Genomic DNA, 19538 nt, shown 5'->3' on the forward strand with positions numbered 1-19538 from the left:
ATAAAAGGAACATCTCGGTCGAAAAACTCTGCATGAGGGGGAGCTTAATTTCTTCTATTAGCATGTTAGACTACCGGCCACGTTTATACACAGAAGATGACGGACAGACACCATGAAAGTAGGCATTATTGGCGCAATGGAGCAGGAAGTAACCCTGCTGCGTTCACAGATTGAAAACATGACCACCCTACGGCGCGCCGGATGCGAAATCTATACCGGACGCCTGAACGGCGTCGAGGTTGCGCTGCTGAAGTCCGGCATCGGCAAAGTCGCTGCGGCCATGGGCACCGCGCTGCTGCTGGAACTCTGCCGTCCGGATGCCATCATCAATACCGGCTCCGCCGGCGGCCTGTCGCCGTCGCTGAAGGTGGGCGATATCGTCGTTTCCGACGAGGTTCGCTACCACGACGCCGACGTTACGGCGTTTGGCTACGAGCCGGGCCAAATGGCCGGCTGCCCCGCCGCCTTTAGCGCCGACGTCGCGCTTATCGGCCTTGCCGAACGCTGCATTCGCCGCTGTGAGCTGAACGCCGTTAAGGGACTGGTGTGCAGCGGAGACGCCTTCATTAACGGCGCCGAACCTCTGGCCCGCATTCGCAGCGTATTCCCTCAGGCGATCGCCGTTGAAATGGAAGCCGCCGCTATCGGACACGTCTGTCACCAGTTCGGCACGCCGTTCGTCGTCGTGCGCGCTATTTCTGACGTCGCCGATCGGGAATCTCACCAGAGCTTCGACGAGTTTCTTGAGCTGGCCGCCAAGCAGTCGTCACTGATGGTGACCACCATGCTAACCGAGCTGGCTGAACAAGCTCCGTGATCGGGCCAAAACCATCGCGTGTACAACTGGCCGGGTGGCTCTCGGCTATCGTTTTTAGCCTCGTCGGCACGGTAGCCTTTGCCGCCGCCGAGCGCGTCATCAGCTTTGCGCCGCACGCGACCGAGCTTGCCTACGCGGCAGGCCTTGGCGACAGTCTGATCGCCGCCAGCGACTATTCTGACTATCCTCCCGAAGCAAACCGCCTTGAGCGTGTTGCTTCCTGGCAGGGCATCAACCTCGAACGGGTTTTAGCCCTCAAGCCGGATTTGATTCTGGCTTGGCGCGGCGGCAATCCGCAAAAGGTGCTGGACCAGCTTAGCGGGTTCGGTATTCCTATCGTCTATACCGACGCCGATACCATTGACGGTATCGCCGCAGACCTTTCCCAACTGGCGCCCTACAGCCCGCACCCGGAAGAGGCGCAGCAGGCGGCGCAGAAGCTGCTGGAACAAAAAGCCGCGTTGGAAAAACGCTATAAAAAGGCGGACGCGCCGCCGATAAACGTCTTTCTTCAGTTCAGCAATCAGCCGCTGTTTACCGCATCGGGAAAAACGCTGCAAAGCGAGGTGGTTTCCCTGTGCGGAGGAAAAAACGTCTTTGCCGACAGCCCGGCGCCCTGGCCGCAGGTAAGCCGCGAGCAGGTTTTGGCGCGTCGGCCGGAGGCTATCCTGATTGCCGGCGACGGCTCGCAGGAAGAGAACGTCAGGGCGTTTTGGCGCGGCCAGCTCGAGGTCCCCATTATTAGCGTCCCTGAAGACTGGTTTAACCGCAGCGGCCCAAGGATTATGCTGGCCGCGGAGGCGGTATGCCAAAAGCTTTCGCAAATTTCATCTGGTTCATAGGATTGGAGCACTGATAAATGCTGGTTTACTGGCTGGACATACTTGGAACATCGGTCTTTGCCATTTCGGGCGTTCTTTTAGCGGGAAAGCTGCGGATGGATCCCTTCGGCGTGCTGGTGCTGGGCGTCGTGACCGCCGTCGGCGGTGGGACGATTCGCGATATGGCGCTGGCTAACGGCCCGGCGTTTTGGGTTAAGGATCCCACCGATCTGGTAGTGGCGCTGGTCACCTGCGTCGCTACCATCGTGCTCGTACGCCATCCCCGCACGCTTCCCAAGTGGATCCTGCCGGTGCTGGACGCCATCGGGCTCGCGGTTTTCGTCGGCATCGGCGTCAATAAGGCATTCGCAGCAGGAACCGGCCCGCTGGTGGCAACCTGCATGGGCGTGCTGACCGGCGTTGGCGGCGGCATCATTCGCGACGTGCTGGCGCGGGAAGTCCCGATGATACTTAGAACCGAGGTCTACGCCACGGCCTGCATCATAGGCGGCTCAATCCATGCAACAGGCTACTACTTTTTCCGCCTCGATCTGGATGACGCAGCCTACATCGGCATGATTATTACTCTGGCGATCCGCCTGGCGGCGATTCGTTGGAGCCTCAAGCTGCCGACGTTTAGCTTGGAAAAATAGCAAAAAGCACGGCGATGCCGTGCTTTCTCAGTAAAAGTCTAAAAACTGTATCAGATGCTAAACGACGATCCGCATCCGCAGGTGCTCTTGGCATTCGGGTTTTGAATGATAAAACGGGAGCCTTCCAGCCCTTCGGTATAGTCAACCGCGCCGCCGACCAAATATTGCAGGCTCATCGGATCGACCACCAGAGAAACGCCCTGCTTCTCGATAACCATATCTCCGTCGTTTACCTTTTCATCAAAGGTAAAGCCGTACTGGAAGCCGCTGCATCCGCCGCCGGTGATATAAACACGCAGCTTAAGTTCGGGATTGCTTTCGTCTGCAATCAGCGCTTTTACCTTATTGGCTGCCGCATCGGTAAACTCCAAGGGCAGTGCTGTTGAATCGCTCATCAATTATCTCCGGCTTATCTATTCATTTTAGTCTGCGCTGGTCATTTTAGCCTGCGCTGGCCCGCTGCGTTGGCGAACCGGTAATGGCTACGATTATCCAATAGTTGACTAAAACGTTCAAGTATTCTGCGCATTCGTTTACCGTTCTCGCCGACCTTGGGGGCAGCCCTGCGGGCCGTTTGACACCGTAAACTACGCCTCATTTTGTTATTTTACAACAGGCGAAAGCACGATGAGAGAACCGGCATCCGCTTTTAACGCGGAATCTATTTAACCTGGCACAAACATTAACAATCCGACGCTGTTATTTAACGACAGTTCTTTTAGAATGGACGGCGTTTCCCGATTTTCCAGATAATTAAGGCAGGAGCCCGCCATTATGAGCAAGTCAGAAAATTTATACGCACAGGCACAGAAAGTGATCCCTGGCGGAGTAAACTCTCCGGTACGCGCCTTTACCGGCGTCGGCGGCGTGCCGCTGTTCATTGAACGCGCCGACGGCGCCTATCTTTATGATGCCGATGGCAAAGCCTACATTGACTACGTGGGATCGTGGGGGCCAATGATTCTGGGCCATAACAATGACGTCATCCGCGATGCGGTTATTGAAGCCGTTACGCAGGGCCTGAGCTTCGGCGCCCCGACGGAAATGGAAGTTGAAATGGCTACGCTGGTGACCGAGCTGGTGCCCTCCATGGACATGGTCCGGATGGTCAACTCCGGTACCGAAGCCACCATGAGCGCCATCCGCCTGGCCCGCGGCTTTACCGGTCGCGACAAAATCATCAAGTTTGAAGGCTGCTACCACGGCCACGCCGACTGCCTGCTGGTCAAAGCCGGCTCCGGCGCGCTGACGCTGGGCCAGCCCAACTCGCCGGGCGTCCCCGCTGACTTCGCCAAGCATACGCTAACCTGTACCTATAACGATCTGAGCTCCGTTCGTGAGGCGTTTGAACAACACCCTGAAGAAATCGCCTGTATTATCGTTGAGCCGGTCGCAGGTAACATGAACTGCATTCCGCCCCAGCCGGACTTCCTGCCCGGCCTGCGCAAGCTGTGCGACCAGTACGGCGCGCTGCTTATCATTGACGAAGTCATGACAGGCTTTCGCGTAGCGCTGGGCGGCGCCCAGGCCCACTATAACGTAAAGCCGGATTTGACCTGCTTAGGCAAAATCATCGGCGGAGGCATGCCAGTCGGCGCGTTCGGCGGCCGCCGCGACGTGATGGCCGCGCTGGCGCCAACCGGTCCTGTCTATCAGGCGGGAACCCTGTCCGGCAACCCGATAGCCATGGCCGCAGGCTACGCCTGCCTGAGCCAGTTGACCGACGTGGGCATTTACCCACAGCTGGCGGAAAGCACTCAAATGCTGGCAGACGGGCTGCTTGAAGCCGCTAAGCGCCAGGGCATTCCGCTGGTGGTAAACCACGTGGGCGGCATGTTCGGCCTGTTCTTTACCGATGCCGACACCGTGACCTGCTATCAGGACGTAGTGAAGTGCGACGTCGAACGCTTCAAGAAGTTCTTCCACCTGATGCTGGAAGAAGGCGTCTATCTGGCGCCGTCCGCCTTTGAGGCCGGCTTTATGTCGCTGGCGCACTCAAAAGAAGACCTCCAGAAAACCATCAGCGCCGCCGAGCGCTGCTTTGCGAAGCTGGCGTAAGCGCTAACCATACTCTCCATAAGAGAAAGGCCGCGTTGTTTGACGCGGCCTTCTTGCTTCTATCCTTGATACTCAACAAACTCATGCCGCTCGTTCAGGCAATATCTCACCCCAGCCCGAATGCCGTTCTCCCCCTCGTAGGCGATCGCAAACCGCGTTCTTTCACCGTCAAAGTAGGACAGCGCGGCGCAGGCGCCCGGCCCCAAAATAACGTAGTCGACGCTGCCGGTTGAAACGACCTGAGCGGCGTCTCCCATCGCCACAAGCCGTGCGCCGTCGCCGACGTTGGCAATAGCGCTTTGCGCGCCGAAGCTTGATACGTGGCACAGGTCTCCGGCATTAGCCACTTTGGCACGCTCGCCGGCGCTGCCAATGCGCCCGCGCATGCCGGCATTAGCGGCACGTACGCCGTCCCCGGTGCTGCTAACCTTGGCGGAGTTGCCGGCGCAGGCGATCCTGGCTCTGTCGCCCGAACTGCCAATGCGTACGTCGTGCCCGACGCAGCCTATGCGCGACGCGTAGCCCGCGCTGGCTATCTGCGATGCATAGCCGGAACTGCTCAGCCAGCCGTATTCGCCCGTGCTGCCGATGTGAGCGTTAACTCCGCTACAGGAAATGCGCGCGCTGCCGCCGCAGCTGCCAATGCGAGCGTCATCCCCGGAACAGCCTATTTGCGAAGCGTTATCCACGTCCATCCAGCGGTAGCCGTCGATTTGCGAGGCGACTTTCTGGCTATAGGCGTATGGGCTCACGGCTGGGGAAGGTCTGACAAAATCGAGTCCAGCGTCCTGCGTCTGATTAAGGCCGCAGGCGAGCAAATCGGTCGCCTGCGTTTCCTGACGGACGAAGCCTTCCTTTTCCAGCCACAGAGAATAGGCGTATTCAACCAGGCTGGTGGCCCAGTTGACTCTGCCGCTTTGAATAAGCAGGCTGTGAACGTCGGCGTAGCGCCCGCCGGAGGGAAAATGGCGTATGAACCAACGATAGATATCGGGGCTGACGCGCCAGCCCCGAAGATCGTGACGAGTAATTAACATCGTTAGTGACGATGGTAACCGTCAACCATGCACTTGAACGTCTCGGTCGGCGTACGCCCGGTCGTGCACAGGTAGAGGTGACCAAAGATGAAGAACACGCTCAGCACCGCCAGCACGAAGTGCGCCTGCAGTATCCAGTAGTGAGCGCCCGCAGCATTGAAAGACATTGCCTGTGGATACAGAGACAAAAGTCCGGTAATCAGCAGCAGCGGCACTAGCGCATACATCACGCCCAGATAGGCTATTTGCTGCAGCGGGTTGAACTTAGACTGAACGGTTGCCGGGAACGGGTGCTCTTCTCCTTTCATGATGCCAAACAGATAAAAGCGAACCTGCTTCGTCGCACGCCCAATCCACCCCTGCGGCTTGATAACGTAGTGATGCCCGTTGCCACCTACGGCGTTAATCAGCACAAAGCCCAGCCAGCAGGCAATAAGCAGAAAACCGCAGATCTTGTGCACGCCTACCAGGCTTTTTACCGCCTCGGACGCCACCAGGCCAAAGTGGTTAATCAGGCCGCTGCCCAGCAGCAGAATGAATAACAAGGCGTTGGACCAGTGCCAAAGGCGCACCGCTTTAGAATAGAGATAGACCTTCTCATGGCTTTCTCCATGCTTCTTCCCGCTTTGGCGAGCGCGCAGCATCGCATGCAGCGCCAGCACCAGCAGCATGGCCACCAGCGCCAGGCCGGCGATGGTGAGCCACACCGGCCAATACTGCGGCGTAAACAGCGGCACGTACTGATGAAGCTGGGACTGGAACTGTTCAGCATTCAGCGCGGCGTTCATACGCTATCCCCCTTTTTTATCAGGTGTTGACCGAAAAGGCGGTACAGATGGGGCTTGCCTACGCCTTTTAGCTGGTACTGATAGAACTTATTGTTCGCAAGCCAGGCCTGTACCTCTGGGCTATCCTCTTTGCCGAAGATCAGCGCGTTCTGCGGACAGACGTTCACGCATATCGGCGCAAAGCCCTTGGCAAGGCGAGATTCGACGCAGAAGTCGCACTTATCGGCTACCTTGGTTTTAGGATTCAGATAGCGAACCTGATAAGGGCAGGCGCCGATACAGTAGCTACAGCCGATGCAGTTTGACTTGTTCACCCTGACGATGCCGTTCTCGTCGCGGTAGGATGCGCCGGTCGGGCAAACGTTGATGCAGGGCGCGTCCTCACAGTGCTGGCAGGAGTGACGGAAAAAGTGGTACTGGGTTTCGTTCTCGTTGTCGGAAACGGGAATATGGGCGATTGACAGGCGGCTGCCGCTATCGGGAACGTGGTTCACCTTGCGGCAGGCCCTTGCGCACAGATTACAGCCGTTGCAGCGGGTCTCATCGTGGATCATCGCATAGCGTACAGGCTGGGTTTTGCCCGATGCCGCCAACACGCTTCGACCGGGGCCGGTAAAGAAGATAACCGTTCCCATGCCGATGACAAATTTACGCCGAGTGTAGGTCATCTGCTCATCCCCCGGTTCTGTTGACGGCAATAGCCCGGCTTTCGCCATAACGCTAAATATACCTTGCTCATTTGTATTGCTCCGCCATTGCCTATTTCGAATCAATGAAATAGTTAAAGTGGTTGCTTAATTGGGTCATGGCCTGTCGGTATTCTTTTTGGCCGCCACGACCCGATGCTGCCTTAAACGTTTACGGATTCTGAAACTGTTCGATTTCAAGCCATTCGCACAGCCCGTAGGCCTTGCCGAAACTCATGAAACGCTCGCTGAACAGGTAGTCCACGTCGTTTGATGAAGACACCGGCCGAATGTCGGCATAGTCCGGATGCGAATCTATTGCGGCCAGCGCGGCCTCAATCTCTTCAGGCGAAAAGCGGTACGGCTCCTGCGTCAACATGGCGACCTTGTAAGGGCGCGGATAGGTTTCACACTCAAACCTCACCGCGTGCGCGATGGTCTTGCAGATATCCTTCTCCATCACCAAAACGCACATGTTGGCGTAGTTTGTCGACATGCCCTGGGTCGAGTAGTAATAGCGCTCCTGCTCTCCCGGGCAAACGACGATATCGCCGCACTCTTCAGATTCAAACACCGCCTGCATCACGTCATCCAATGCCTTCTCGGAAATCGAATACGGCGGCAGAAGAAACGTGCCGTGCGTCACCAGCGTGCCGGCCATCGAACGCTGACGGATAAAGTCAGCCACGATGTCGACCGGAGAAATCTGGGTCGCCTCAAGCTCTGCCTGGGCTTCTTCGATTTCCCGCTGTAGCGACTCGCCCTGCAGCGAAGACCGGCTAAACAACCGACGCTTACCGGCATCGACCGCTTCGTCAGCCTCGGCATCGGCCCCTGGCGCCGCGTCCGGATTCAGAATCTCTTCGTTTAACGCGCTCATCGGTACCCTCACCGAACTTAAGAAGGCAGCAGGTTCATAGAGGCCAGGTCGGCCGCTACGTCCTCAAGGCCCAGACGGTGAAGCGTCTCTTTCGTCGGGCAGCCCAGCTCAGGATCCCAACCCATCTCGGTGTAGAACATGGTGAACGACTTATGCATGTCGTCGCGATCCATTTTGTCCGTCCCTTCCGTGAAGGCCGGGATCTTCGGATCTTTGTCAAACACCCATGAGCAGATGAGGTCGTGCTCGTTACGCATATCCATGGTCTGCATCAGCTTCACCGTATAGGCGCGGTGCAGAGTGAAAATACGTTCGGCGGCCAAATCCAGAGAGGCCTGCGTTGCGTCGTCGCCGGTTACCGCTTTGAAGAATTTCGCTTCAAGTTCCAGATCGCCGCGATAGTTGCGGCTCTTGAGCGGAGATACCGTCATCGGCCACACCCAGTTACACAGCGTAACGGCGTTATGCAGGCAAACCTTAAGCAGCGTCCACTTGGCGTATTTGATTTTTGCCGGATTAATCGGCGTATAGTTTTTCGTTTCGTCGTAAGCGTCTGCGGAGCCGAACAGCTCGGCGGCCACTTCCCTTTGCAGCTTCAAAGGCAGACCGGAACCAATAAAGTTGATATGGGTATGGGTCATGCAGTCGCGGTTAAACATGCAGTTGGTGATAGCCCCCACCTGTGCCGACGCTTCGTTGGCGTGGTGAACCGGGTAGCCGTACGGCGACCACAGCTTGTTTTTGGCGTAGGCCCAGTACTCTTCGCCCAAATTCCAGCGTTCGGCAATCGCGTAAGAGCCGTCCGACAAATGGCTCAGCTCGCCTACACGATGCGCCAGGCGGTAGTACAGATCTTTTACGAAGTTGATGTCGCCCGCTTCCAGCTGATCCCAGCGGATTTCCGCATACTCTTCCGCCGGCAGCACGCGTTTGAACACGCCCTTGCTGTAGCAGTAGGTGAAGTCTCTATGCAGCTGACCGTAGTTACACCATAGGCCGTAGTCATCAAACAGGTTTAGCCCAACCAGGTTGCCGATAACGCGCCCGTCGTCCTTCTCCTCAAAGTCTTTTGGCCCTTTGGGGAAAATGGTCGTATGGACAAAGTTAGCCACGCAGGTGTTACCGCCGGTGGTCGGCACGCCAAAGTCTTTGACTCTGGGGATGTTCATTTGCGTCATGCAGCGAATAGGGCAGGAGTGGCAGCCGCTCATTTTTACCGTGTACTTCTCGGCGACCGGCCCCAGGTCGAAGACCGACTTATAGGTTCTGAAACCAACGGTGTTTTGGTTGCCCGGAGGGATTTCCCCCGTCTCAATCGGACCGCCCTCGGCCGCGCCCCAGAACAGGCCTTTACGCGCCGTCCAGCGGGAACCCGGCGCCGAGTATTCAGCCCACGCCTGCGGCGTGCTCGGCACAACGTGGTTGTTATTAGCGCCGATAAGCTCGGTCATCATATAGTCGTTCAGGCGCTTCATTTCATGACGATCGGCAATGCCGACGCCCTTGGTGCCTTCGATGGCGATCGCCTTCAGCTTCTTAGAGCCCATAACCGCGCCGGTGCCCGCACCGCCGCTGTGGCAGCGGCTGTTTAACATACCGGAAAGCGGCACCAGGTTTTCCCCGGCCTGACCGATAGTCGCTACGCAGGTTTCCGCGCTGGTCATAGCGCAAATCTCTTCCGTCGTGGCGCGCGTGCCTTTGCCCCACAGGAAGTCAGCTTTCTCAATGCTGACCTTATCGTCCTTAATGTTAATCCAAACCGGCGTCTCGGACTTGCCTTCAATGATGATGACGTCGTAGCCCGCAAACTTCATCTGTGCGGCGAAAAAGCCGCCCATGTGCGCATCCACTACCAGGTTGCCCTTGGTAAAGGTCGACAGGCTGGTGATGTTAACGCGAGAGCTACAGGGCGCCCCCGAGCCGGTTAACGGCCCGACGGCGAAAACCAGCTTGTTGGCTTCGTCAAAGGGCTTCGTGCCAGCAGGCACTTCGTCATACATGATGCGGTAGCCAAAGCCCATACCGCCGATAAACTGCTTATATTTGCTGGAATCTTCGAGAGAAATCTTTCCCGTCGAAAGGTTGATTCTTAATATATTACCCGTCCAACCGTTAGCCATGATCTTTTCCTTAACACGCTGAAATCAAAAGGAACCGCTGCCAAGACATAGGTCGCTTAGACCGTAATGTCTTTCCACTCGATGATTTTTAATGCGCCCGTCGGGCAGGCGTTTGCGCACTCGCCGCACAGAACGCATTTAGACGACTTATGCGTCTGGGTGTTGACGGTCGCCATCATCCATGGACAGGCCGTAGTACAGGCGCTACATCCAATACAGCGCTTATGATCGACGGTAATGCATCCCTCTTTTTCGCTATAGGAGATAGCCCCGATGGGGCATACCTTCATGCACTGAGGGTCTTTACATTGCCTACACGTGTCCGGCGTATAGTTCAGATCGCCGAAAAGCCCTCCGCCAGACCCAACCCGACCGTCGCCAAAGAAGTAATTGCGGTGGATTTTGATTCTGGAGAAGAACGTTCCGACGGCCCCATCGTTATAGTTGGTGCAGGAAATCTCGCAGCGGTGGCAGCCGGTACACCGGGCTCTTTGCGTAACTAACACCCCTTTAGGCGTCGTTATTAAGCCAACGGTACCGCTGTCAACGTCTTCCTGTGTACAACCAAAGAGTGATAGTAAAGAAGGGGCAATGGCCAATCCCGTAAGGCCTTTACCTGATATACGCAGAAACTCGAGTCGTGTTAAACCACTATCTAAAAATGGACGTTCGACGTTATTAGACATTTATTTCACATCCTCTTCCGTACTCGCTGAAATAACAACACGTTCGATATTATTTTTATAATTTCTTCACATTTACCAATAAAGAGGTATACGCGCGATAATAGTCGTCTTATTTCTCGAAATAATCTGTGATCGTTATCAACTAAAACTGAAAACCCGCACTAAATGAATGGTTATTGATATTCATTATCATTAATATAGAACCATTAATCATGAATAAATGCCTTTTAATAACAAACAAAACATTATCAATAAATATCAATGAAATAGTTAACCAATTGTTATCTTTTTTTATTGTTATAAAAAGGAAAAAGGAGAGGTTTTCTTAATATTGATAGGCTTAAATTTATACCTTTTTATAAAAATAAAAGCATCTTTCTTACATTAATAACAAATAGTCATCATTCACGGTCTATTAATAAAATGACTGTATTCTATGGACAAGAATCTTAAAGACGACAGAAACACTCATTGTGACCAATTAGAAATAAAATGAGGGGAGAAAACATAAAAAGAGAAACGAGGCGTCTGCCATAATTAACGCCGTCGAGAAAACGGCAGAAGGGAGAAACGAAGAGAACCGTGGCGCTTTTAAAAAGCGCGGGCAATCAAAATGCGGCATCAGGCTAACCGCTGAGGCCTATTTCCCAGCCAGAAACGCCCGATAGTCCGCCAATACGCGAAGAAAGTCCTCAACGCCGCAGCAAGACATGCTCTCTTCGTCGTAGTAAAACATGCCCTCTTCCAGCTCATCGCTTTCAAGCTCAAGCTGATTGGCGCGAACGATAACTTCTTCGGCATCGAGCCAAAGAGTATATTCGTGGCCTACCCTTTGCCACTGCCGCTCGCTGCCGCGAACGCCTTTAACCGCGGCCTCTACCTCGTCAAGCAGCGCCACGTTGCCTTTAGCCTCTTCGTTCAGCCAGTGGCCAATCGCCTCATGATCCATAGAGAAACGGGCAACGACCTGGCCTGTAATATCTAACGTAAATTCATAGTCCATCGTATGCTCCCGCCGTATGTTAACGTTATTCCATAATCATCATACCCGTGAAGCCCCTCGCCGCACCACCGAGATGCACATATATTCACATAAAAAAACCGCGCCGAGGCGCGGTTTTTATCTATCAACGGCTTAACAGGTCGTTAGACAGCGGCCTGAAAAATGACGCCGTCAGCCTTCTTGGTGTACTCGCTGAGCCGATCGAAGTTGAGGTAGCGGTAGGTATCCTGCGCGCTCTTGTCTACTTCGGCCATATAGCCCAAATATTCCTCAGCCGTCGGCAGACGCCCCAGCAGCGCGGCAACCGCAGCCAGCTCGGCTGACGCCAGATAAACGTTAGCGCCGGTGCCCAGACGGTTCGGGAAGTTACGGGTTGAGGTGGACACAACGGTCGCCCCTTCGTTCACTCGAGCCTGGTTGCCCATGCACAGAGAACAGCCCGGCATTTCGATACGCGCGCCGTTTTGGCCGAATACGCTGTAATAGCCTTCTTCGCTCAGCTGAGAGGCATCCATCTTGGTCGGCGGGGCCAGCCATAGGCGGGTCGGCAGTTTGCCCTTCACGTTTTGCAGCAGCTTGCCCGCCGCGCGGAAGTGGCCGATGTTGGTCATACATGAACCGATGAACACTTCGTCGATCTTGTCGCCGGTCACATCAGACAGCAGGCGAGCGTCATCCGGATCGTTAGGCGCGCACAGAATAGGCTCCTTGATCTGGTTCAGATCGATATCGATGACGGCTGCATATTCTGCATCCGCATCGGCTTCGATAAGCGTCGGGTTCGCCAGCCACTCTTCCATCGCCTTCACGCGGCGCTCAATCGTACGAGCGTCGCCATAGCCTTCGGCAATCATCCACTTAAGCATAACGATGTTAGAACGCAGATACTCTTCAACCGGCTCTTTGTTCAGCTTGATAGTACACGCCGCCGCAGAACGCTCTGCCGAGGCGTCGGCCAGCTCAAACGCCTGCTCGGCCTTCAGCTCTGGCAGACCTTCGATTTCCAGAATGCGGCCAGAGAAGATGTTCTTCTTGCCCTGCTTCTCAACGGTCAACAGCCCTTGCTTAATCGCAAAGTAAGGGATGGCGTGAACCAGATCGCGCAGGGTAATGCCCGGCTGCATTTTGCCGCTAAAGCGCACCAGCACGGATTCTGGCATATCAAGAGGCATCACGCCGGTCGCCGCGGCAAACGCCACGAGGCCAGAGCCCGCAGGGAAAGAGATGCCGATCGGGAAACGGGTATGGGAGTCCGCACCGGTACCGACCGTATCAGGCAGAAGCATGCGGTTCAGCCATGAGTGAATGATACCGTCGCCCGGACGCAGAGAAACGCCGCCGCGGTTCATAATAAAGTCAGGCAGAGAGTGGTGCAGCTGCACGTCAACCGGCTTCGGATAAGGCGCGGTGTGGCAGAACGACTGCATAACCAGATCGGCAGAGAAGCCAAGGCAGGCCAAGTCTTTCAGCTCGTCGCGAGTCATGCCGCCCGTGGTATCCTGAGAACCCACCGAGGCCATCTTCGGCTCGCAGTACTCGCCGGGACGAACGCCCTTCACGCCGCAGGCTTTGCCTACGATCTTCTGCGCCAGCGTGTAGCCTTTGCTTGACGCATCGGCAGACTTCGCCTTGATAAACACGTCGCTCGGCGCCAGGCCCAGAGATTCACGAGCCTTGCTCGTCAGGCCACGGCCGACGATTAACGGAATGCGGCCGCCGGCGCGCACTTCATCCATCAGAACGTCAGTCTTAAGCTTAAAGGTCGCCAGCAGCTCATTGGTGGCGTGATTGCGCACTTCGCCTTTAGCCGGGTAAATATCGATAACGTCGCCGGTATTGAGCTTAGACACGTCAATGTCTTCAATCGGCAGCGCGCCCGCGTCTTCCATGGTGTTAAAGAAGATTGGCGCGATTTTGCCGCCCAGCACGACGCCGCCGCTGCGCTTGTTCGGCACATATGGAATATCATCGCCCATAAACCACAGCACGGAGTTGGTTGCGGACTTACGGGATGAACCGGTACCCACAACGTCGCCCACGTATACCAGCGGGAAGCCCTTCTCTTTCAGCGACTCCAGCTTTTTCACCGGGCCGACTTTGCCAGGCTGATCCGGCTCGATGCCGTCGCGGGCGATTTTCAGCATCGCCATCGCGTGCAGAGGAATATCCGGGCGGGACCAGGCGTCCGGCGCAGGAGAGAGGTCATCGGTATTGGTTTCACCGCTGACCTTAAATACGGTCATGGTCAGTTTTTCTGCCAGCGCTGGGCGGGAAAGGAACCACTCTGCGTCAGCCCAGGACTTCATCACCTGCTGCGCATAGACGTTGCCGGCCTTTGCTTTGGCTTCGACATCATAGAAGCTGTCAAACATCAGCAGCGTATGTGAAAGCCCCTTCACGGCGATGGGCGCCAGCGCGGCGTTATCCAGCGCGTCAATCAAAGGTTGGATGTTGTAGCCGCCCTGCATGGTGCCCAGCAGCTCAACGGCTTTTTCTGGTGAAACCAGCGGCGAAACGGCTTCGCCTTTAGCGATGGCGGCCAAAAAGCCGGCCTTAACGTAAGCGGCTTCGTCAACGCCCGGCGGCACGCGATTGGCCAACAGGTCGAGAAGCACTTCTTCTTCTCCGGCCGGCGGGTTCTTCAGCAATTCAACCAAGCCTGCGACTTGCGCCGCATTCAGCGGCTTTGGTACAACGCCTTCTGCAAGACGCTCAGCGACATGTTTACGATATTCCTCTAGCACGACGACTTCCCCCACTAACTTGTTATATTGAGCAGCGAATTTTATGGTGTTAATGTGCATAAAATTGTTAATCTGCGGTATATTCAAACTGAGAGTAAATTGCATCAGAGCGCTGGTTTCGCCTAGTGACAAACGAAAATTCTGTTACTTTAATCACACTAAGTCTATATGCACTTTATAGCCTTTATGATGCAAACCAGACAGCAGAAGGGCTCCCACCGCAGGATTTCACAAGTATAGCTATTTATCACATTTTTATTACAATTTTGCAAAGAAAATAGATTTCGTTTTTCTATTTATTTTCAGATATATTACGCTGTATCGCTTAATCAAAAGCGATGACCAAAAGGATTGGTTGATCCAGCGTTTTTTCATTCGCGAAAGGAATCGGGATGATGCGTAAACCGCGTTTCAGGCTTTATCACTTAATACTTCTGATCGCCGTACTGAGCATTATGGTGCTGCTTGTCGCTCGCTTTGCTTCCCCCCATATGCACGCAGATATCTACCACCCGCAGAATGTCGACGCGCCGGAAGAACTATGGGATCCGCTCTATTCCTCAATGAAGTTCGGCCTCCAGTATCTTCTCATCGCGCTGATTGCCGTTGGCACCATGGTGTCCGCCCTCCTGTTCTTTGTCTTTCGCGACGACGGTTCCTCCTCTATTTCTTCATAGCCTATTAATAAAAACGCCCCCGGCACGGGCCGGAGGCGCTTGAATAACGGTCGGTAGCCGTTTTACTTCACAACGGGTTCTGCGCGACTAAAACGCTTGCCGTCATGGCTTTGGCTACGAACGGTAACGTCACCGCTCACTGAAGGCTTTGCCGCATCGTCATAGCGCTTCCAGCTCTTGCCGCCGTCAGTGGAGTATTGGATATTGAGCCCAGGGAAAGCAACGTTGGCGGCCAGTTTGCCGTTCACGACTTTCGCTCCCGGCACCGGCAGGCGGTACCCTACGCCCGCTTTGTCCAGTTTCTCAAGCTCCCGCTGCCCCAGCAGGTTGGCGAACAGGATCCAGTCTTTGTTTAGCGCTTTGCTATCGACAAAGTGGGTTTCGCCGCCCTTAAATTCTTTCCCGGCCTGATAGTCCAGCTCCCAGGAAGCGCGGTGCCACGCGCGTTCCGCCAGCGGTAGAATGCGCGGATAGAGCATATACTCCATCTGGGCATCGGTGCGAACCACTTCGCTCCACAGCTGGGCGGAAATACCGTAAGCTCCTGGCCAGGCCTTATCGCTTTTCGCAGAGAACGCGTTGCCGTCTCTGTCGACGGAGGTTTCCGCATTTTGCGGCAGGTTGTTAGGCGCAAAACCGAAGATCTTGCGTTCGTCGCTAAAGCGCGTGCCCCAGTAGTAGCCGCTCTCCTGCGGGTTCACCTCATAAGGGAAGTCGACGTACACATAGTCCGGGTTAGAGATAGTCACCTCATAGCCCTTGTTGGCCCAGTCATTAGCCGAATCGAAGCCGCCCCAGTACAGCGTATCCCAGAAGTTGACGCCAACGCGCTTGGTCGCAAAGGACTTGGCGCTTTCGGCATCCTTCAGCCCGTCCTGCCAGGCCTGCATCTTCTCGATGCCGTGCGCATCGACGATTTTACTGACTTCCAGCGCAAAGTGGCTGGGCAGGTGTTCGAAGTCCTGCACTTTGCCTTCTTTGATCATCGTCTGGCATGCCTGAGACTTGGACCAAGGCTTATCTTCATTACTCTGATCGATAGTGCCCTTGAAGGCCTCTTTCTTCTCGGCGTTGATGTCCTGATAGCCGGCGCCCAAGCGGATATTTTTCGCTTCGTCGCCGCCAAAGTGCCAAGTCGTCAGCGGCAGGCCGGCTTCTTTATGCATAGCCGCAACTTCAGTGATGACTTTGTCAACGAAGCGCTTAGAAGAATCCAGGCAGGGGTTCAGATAGCTTTTACGATCGTAAAACTGTACCGACGTGGTGTTTGAAGTATCGGTCGGGTCCAGAAGGCGATATTCATTCGCCTCTTTTTCTTTACCCTCTTTGTGCAGGCGGTCATAGCGCGCTTCCATAGAAACGATCGCCGCGCGGGCGTGCGCCGGCATGTCGATTTCAGGGATCACGTCGATTTGACGCGCCTTCGCATACTTCAGGATCTCGATATAGTCCGCGCGGCTGAAGTGGCCGCTGCCCATGTTGTTGCTGTCAGGGCCGGAGCCAAGCTGCGGCAGCAGGCAGGTCTTTTCCGTCAGGTCATGACAGCGCTTGCTGCCAATCTCCGTCAGCTCGGGCAGGCCTGGGATTTCAATTCGCCAACCTTCGTCGTCGCTCAGGTGGAAGTGGAACTTGTTCAGCTTGTAGGTCGACATCTGGTCAAGCAGGCGCAGCACCGCTTCTTTAGAGTGGAAGTTGCGCCCAACGTCCAGAAACACGCCGCGATAGGCAAAGCGCGGGGCGTCTTTCGCTTCCAGAGTCGCGATTTTTTTACTGCCGCTGGCCGGCAATAAAGAGAGGATAGACTGCAGGCCGTAGAAAACGCCGCTGTCGTCATAAGCGGTAATTTCAGCGCCCTTCTCGCCAATCTTAAGCATATAGGCGCCGGAAACCGCCATGTCCTTGCTGAACTTATCGGCAGAGACAACCGCCTTAATCGGGTAACCTGCCGCGTTTGATTTCACGCCCAGCGCGCTAAAGTGCTTAAGCACCGTAGAGACAGCGGCGTCATCTAACGAACTGGCCGTCAGCGCAATGCCTTTACTCAGGTCTGCGTCCTGCTGATGGACGACGACTTCCATCGGCGTAGGCACGATCTGGCCGCGCAGCGCATCCGCAGGAAGCTTAGCCACGTCCGCGTTTTTGTCGAAGCGGTTGGCGGTGTTCATCAACACGTTGTGGTCGTCTTTGGTTCTCTTCCACAGGGAGCCGTAATCGTTGCCCGCCAGCGGACCGCTGAACTTGCTTAAGTCTTCCGTATTGGTGCTGGCGATAACTTTAGGCTTGGCGCCTTCGGAGGTCGCGTACCAGCGCGGTATCGCATCAGTTTTGAAGATCTGCCAATATTCGGCAATAACCGGAATTTCAACGGCTTTGCCCGCCGAGAAGCCGGTGAATTTTTCAGTTGGCTCAATTTTATGCAAGTCGCCGGTCACAAAGGAAATCTTGAACTGGTCGTTATCAGTACGCAGGATCTGACGAATGCTGTGGAAATAGATCGCCCAGTCTTTATCCTTAACGTCAGTAGGGCTTTCCAGCGTAAAGGTCAATTTGGTACAGGACGCCCAGTCCGCGCCGAGAGCGCTGCAGTCAACGCCGTGATCCGCCGCCAGGTTGTCGACTATCTGATAGTTCACCTTTAGCTGGCTTAGCTGGTCAACGGTTTTCTGAGACGCGTGGGCGCCGCCGGCAAAAGCGCAGGCAGCGAAAAGCGTCGTAAAGGCGCTCAGCGTGAACTTATTCATACTCTGGTTGCTCATATTCTGGTTGCTCCATTTCAGACTGATTAATTGTTTGCGCGGATCTCTTGCCAAACCTTGTCGCAATCCGCCTTACGCGCCTGGCTGTCGCCCGTTTTCGTCGCCGTCAGGCAGTTCTGATAGTCCAACACCCGCACGCTCTCTTTCTCGGCAAACTCACGGTGGGAATTATCTTTTCTCAATACGTCCAGCACGGACTGACAGGCCTCCAGCTTTTCCGGAGATCCCTGAGCCGTCGAAATGCAGGCGTTATAGGCGTCACGCAGGGTAACGTCTTCCTGCGCCTGATTGTCCTGCTGTGCGCAGGCCGTCAGGCCCAGCGCCAGCAGTGCGGTAAGCAGCGTTTTCTTCATCATCATCAATACCCCTATTGCGCCCGACCGCAGGAAAGAGGCCGGGCGCCGTATGATTAAAAGACCGTGAACGGAGCGATTACGATGAACTTAACGTCACGCTCGTCCTGGAAAATGTTGCCGTAGCCGCCGCCCCAGCTGGCGTTATCGGAGTGGTTGTCGTACTGAGTGAAGTGCAGCTTAAACAGCGTGCCTTTAGCGCGGCCTTCTTGTACGGTGTACATCGCATCAAGGCTGTAGGCGCTCTCTTTCAGGCGCTGGCTTTGATCGTAAGCGGCGTTGGTGCTGGGCTTCGCGTCCCAGGCGTAAACGCCCGATGCGCCCACCGCCCATCCAGGCAGATCCCAGTTGCTTAAGTCATACATCACGCCGGCAAACACGGCCTTTTCGCCGTTGGCGTTAAAGTCGGAGCGGTTATCCCACCAAATGTCCAAACGACCGTTGGACGACGCGTAGGTCGGCGTCATGCGCTGCAGGAAGAACCCCTGATTGCCCTCGGCTTTTACCCAGGTTCCTTCCAGGCGCAGGTCGAACTGGCCGACCTTATATCCAAACGTTAATGCCTGCAGCCAGGCCAAGCCGTCGTAAATATCGTTAGTGCCGCCGCCACCCACTTTGTCCTTCGCGCCATAGAACTGATAGCTGGTGGACAGCGGATTGCCAGCCAGATCAAATTTGTATGAGCTCTTGCCGAAATACTGGTCAACATATCCTTCGGCCTGGCCGAAGGCGGCCTCAAGCACCAGATCGTTTTTGAAGTCGTACTTCGCGCCGATAGAGTGCAGATAGTCGACTTTGGTTTTCTTATCGTTCTGGTAGAAATGGTCGGTTTCAATGTGCCACGGCGCTTTGTATTCGTTAGCCCACATGTAGGAGAAGCTCAGCGCGCCGGAGGCGCCGAAGTCCAGATTAGCGCCGGCTTCCGCCCCTTGATAGGTGCCGGGCATAAAGCTCCAGTGCGGCGCCAGCAGCGTTTGGCCGGAAGGCTGGATGTAGCCGCCGCGCGCCCAAACGGGGCCGTATTTGAATTTCGCCGCCGCCTTATACAGGCTCACGCCGCTCTTGTCGCCGGAGTAGTCCTCGTCATAGGTCTTATTTTTTGATGAAAACGCAATTTCGTTGGGGTGGCCGCTGTCGTGGTCTTCCGCCATTTCAATCGCGCCAAAGGCCCCTACGTCAAGCCCGAACATATCGGCGGCGTAGCCAGATGAGAAGTCCAGGCTGACGTTCCAGGTTGAGTGCGAAAGGTTGGTTTCATAGTCACCGGTAGTCACGTCTTTGCGGTCGCGCTCGCGCTGCCAGTAGTAAATCCCACCCGTCATCTTGGAATCATCAACAAATCCTTCCGCCGACGCCTCAGGAACAATGACTCCGCCAGAAGCCAGAGCAACAAGACACGTCAGACATTTAACCTTAAAGCCTTTTCTCACCTTCATTTTTGCCACTCCAATAGTACATC

The 19538-nt window shown here is 55.3% G+C and carries 17 protein-coding genes; 5 read left to right on the forward strand and 12 right to left on the reverse strand.

All coding sequences use genetic code 11. The features are described from left to right. The first annotated feature begins 112 nt into the window (after window positions 1-112). The 3 genes from mtnN to V8L73_RS13630 are packed head-to-tail and all read left to right on the forward strand — an operon-like array spanning window position 113 to window position 2291. Window positions 113-817: a 5'-methylthioadenosine/S-adenosylhomocysteine nucleosidase gene (gene mtnN, locus V8L73_RS13620; RefSeq protein ID WP_347253251.1), complete on the forward strand. Its 705-nt coding sequence runs from the start codon at window positions 113-115 to the stop codon at window positions 815-817. 26 nt (window positions 818-843) lie between these two features. Next, window positions 844-1659, forward strand: a complete 816-nt coding sequence (gene btuF / locus V8L73_RS13625) for a vitamin B12 ABC transporter substrate-binding protein BtuF (RefSeq protein WP_261832375.1) — start codon at window positions 844-846, stop codon at window positions 1657-1659. Between the two features lie 17 nt (window positions 1660-1676). Continuing rightward, a complete protein-coding gene (locus V8L73_RS13630) occupies window positions 1677-2291 on the forward strand; it encodes a TRIC cation channel family protein (protein ID WP_027274644.1) in 615 nt (204 codons plus the stop codon). A 50-nt stretch (window positions 2292-2341) separates the two neighbouring features. Here the strand turns inward: V8L73_RS13630 and erpA are convergent, their stop codons facing one another. Continuing rightward, window positions 2342-2686: an iron-sulfur cluster insertion protein ErpA gene (gene erpA, locus V8L73_RS13635; protein ID WP_027274645.1), complete on the reverse strand. Its 345-nt coding sequence runs from the start codon at window positions 2684-2686 to the stop codon at window positions 2342-2344. A 379-nt stretch (window positions 2687-3065) separates the two neighbouring features. Here erpA and hemL point away from each other — a divergent pair, with 379 nt between their 5' ends. Beyond that, a complete protein-coding gene (gene hemL / locus V8L73_RS13640) occupies window positions 3066-4349 on the forward strand; it encodes a glutamate-1-semialdehyde 2,1-aminomutase (protein WP_027274646.1) in 1284 nt (427 codons plus the stop codon). 59 nt (window positions 4350-4408) lie between these two features. Here hemL and V8L73_RS13645 read toward each other — a convergent pair whose 3' ends face one another. From V8L73_RS13645 to acnB, 8 genes are all read right to left on the reverse strand, one after another. Next, entirely contained in the window at window positions 4409-5386 is a 978-nt protein-coding gene (locus V8L73_RS13645) for a hypothetical protein (protein WP_347253252.1), read from the reverse strand. Window positions 5387-5388: 2 nt separating this feature from the next. Further along, window positions 5389-6174 carry a thiosulfate reductase cytochrome B subunit gene (gene phsC / locus V8L73_RS13650; protein ID WP_261832357.1) on the reverse strand — a complete coding sequence of 262 codons (786 nt, stop codon included), beginning with the start codon at window positions 6172-6174 and terminating at the stop codon, window positions 5389-5391. Next, a complete protein-coding gene (locus tag V8L73_RS13655) occupies window positions 6171-6842 on the reverse strand; it encodes a 4Fe-4S dicluster domain-containing protein (RefSeq protein ID WP_347254822.1) in 672 nt (223 codons plus the stop codon). The genes phsC and V8L73_RS13655 overlap by 4 nt, the downstream gene beginning before the upstream one ends. Before the next feature lie 190 nt (window positions 6843-7032). Further along, window positions 7033-7740, reverse strand: a complete 708-nt coding sequence (locus V8L73_RS13660; RefSeq protein WP_347253253.1) for a YdhW family putative oxidoreductase system protein — start codon at window positions 7738-7740, stop codon at window positions 7033-7035. 17 nt (window positions 7741-7757) lie between these two features. Beyond that, window positions 7758-9860, reverse strand: coding sequence for an aldehyde ferredoxin oxidoreductase (locus tag V8L73_RS13665; RefSeq protein WP_347253254.1), 2103 nt, complete (start codon window positions 9858-9860; stop codon window positions 7758-7760). Between the two features lie 56 nt (window positions 9861-9916). Continuing rightward, window positions 9917-10546, reverse strand: coding sequence for a ferredoxin-like protein (locus V8L73_RS13675; protein WP_027274652.1), 630 nt, complete (start codon window positions 10544-10546; stop codon window positions 9917-9919). Window positions 10547-11186: 640 nt separating this feature from the next. Further along, the gene (gene yacL, locus V8L73_RS13680; RefSeq protein WP_027274653.1) at window positions 11187-11549 is read right to left on the reverse strand and encodes a protein YacL; all 363 of its coding nucleotides are present in this window, start codon (window positions 11547-11549) and stop codon (window positions 11187-11189) included. Between the two features lie 143 nt (window positions 11550-11692). Further along, window positions 11693-14293, reverse strand: a complete 2601-nt coding sequence (acnB, locus tag V8L73_RS13685; RefSeq protein WP_027274654.1) for a bifunctional aconitate hydratase 2/2-methylisocitrate dehydratase — start codon at window positions 14291-14293, stop codon at window positions 11693-11695. A 392-nt stretch (window positions 14294-14685) separates the two neighbouring features. On the opposite strand from acnB, the gene V8L73_RS13690 reads away from it, so the two are divergent. Next, window positions 14686-14970, forward strand: a complete 285-nt coding sequence (locus tag V8L73_RS13690; protein WP_027274655.1) for a hypothetical protein — start codon at window positions 14686-14688, stop codon at window positions 14968-14970. Between the two features lie 62 nt (window positions 14971-15032). Here V8L73_RS13690 and V8L73_RS13695 read toward each other — a convergent pair whose 3' ends face one another. The 3 genes from V8L73_RS13695 to chiP are packed head-to-tail and all read right to left on the reverse strand — an operon-like array spanning window position 15033 to window position 19515. Beyond that, complete coding sequence (locus V8L73_RS13695; RefSeq protein WP_347254823.1) at window positions 15033-17711, reverse strand: beta-N-acetylhexosaminidase; 2679 nt, start codon at window positions 17709-17711, stop codon at window positions 15033-15035. A 41-nt stretch (window positions 17712-17752) separates the two neighbouring features. Beyond that, the gene (gene chiQ / locus V8L73_RS13700) at window positions 17753-18079 is read right to left on the reverse strand and encodes a ChiQ/YbfN family lipoprotein (protein WP_347254824.1); all 327 of its coding nucleotides are present in this window, start codon (window positions 18077-18079) and stop codon (window positions 17753-17755) included. 56 nt (window positions 18080-18135) lie between these two features. Continuing rightward, window positions 18136-19515, reverse strand: a complete 1380-nt coding sequence (gene chiP / locus V8L73_RS13705) for a chitoporin ChiP (protein ID WP_347253255.1) — start codon at window positions 19513-19515, stop codon at window positions 18136-18138. Window positions 19516-19538 lie beyond the last annotated feature (23 nt).

Origin of the sequence: Leminorella grimontii, assembly GCF_039789245.1 — a bacterium.
GTDB classification, from domain to species: Bacteria; Pseudomonadota; Gammaproteobacteria; order Enterobacterales; family Enterobacteriaceae; genus Leminorella; species Leminorella grimontii.

Excerpts from the sequence above, each read along its gene's own strand:
- chiQ (WP_347254824.1), bottom strand. The coding sequence starts at position 18,079 with ATGAAGAAAACGCTGCTTACCGCACTGCTGGCGCTGGGCCTGACGGCC.
- yacL (WP_027274653.1), bottom strand. The coding sequence starts at position 11,549 with ATGGACTATGAATTTACGTTAGATATTACAGGCCAGGTCGTTGCCCGT.
- erpA (WP_027274645.1), bottom strand. The coding sequence starts at position 2,686 with ATGAGCGATTCAACAGCACTGCCCTTGGAGTTTACCGATGCGGCAGCC.
- V8L73_RS13665 (WP_347253254.1), bottom strand. The coding sequence starts at position 9,860 with ATGGCTAACGGTTGGACGGGTAATATATTAAGAATCAACCTTTCGACG.
- V8L73_RS13630 (WP_027274644.1), top strand. The coding sequence starts at position 1,677 with ATGCTGGTTTACTGGCTGGACATACTTGGAACATCGGTCTTTGCCATT.
- V8L73_RS13660 (WP_347253253.1), bottom strand. The coding sequence starts at position 7,740 with ATGAGCGCGTTAAACGAAGAGATTCTGAATCCGGACGCGGCGCCAGGG.
- chiP (WP_347253255.1), bottom strand. The coding sequence starts at position 19,515 with ATGAAGGTGAGAAAAGGCTTTAAGGTTAAATGTCTGACGTGTCTTGTT.
- V8L73_RS13695 (WP_347254823.1), bottom strand. The coding sequence starts at position 17,711 with ATGAATAAGTTCACGCTGAGCGCCTTTACGACGCTTTTCGCTGCCTGC.
- V8L73_RS13645 (WP_347253252.1), bottom strand. The coding sequence starts at position 5,386 with ATGTTAATTACTCGTCACGATCTTCGGGGCTGGCGCGTCAGCCCCGAT.
- V8L73_RS13690 (WP_027274655.1), top strand. The coding sequence starts at position 14,686 with ATGATGCGTAAACCGCGTTTCAGGCTTTATCACTTAATACTTCTGATC.
- V8L73_RS13675 (WP_027274652.1), bottom strand. The coding sequence starts at position 10,546 with ATGTCTAATAACGTCGAACGTCCATTTTTAGATAGTGGTTTAACACGA.
- phsC (WP_261832357.1), bottom strand. The coding sequence starts at position 6,174 with ATGAACGCCGCGCTGAATGCTGAACAGTTCCAGTCCCAGCTTCATCAG.
- mtnN (WP_347253251.1), top strand. The coding sequence starts at position 113 with ATGAAAGTAGGCATTATTGGCGCAATGGAGCAGGAAGTAACCCTGCTG.
- V8L73_RS13655 (WP_347254822.1), bottom strand. The coding sequence starts at position 6,842 with ATGACCTACACTCGGCGTAAATTTGTCATCGGCATGGGAACGGTTATC.
- hemL (WP_027274646.1), top strand. The coding sequence starts at position 3,066 with ATGAGCAAGTCAGAAAATTTATACGCACAGGCACAGAAAGTGATCCCT.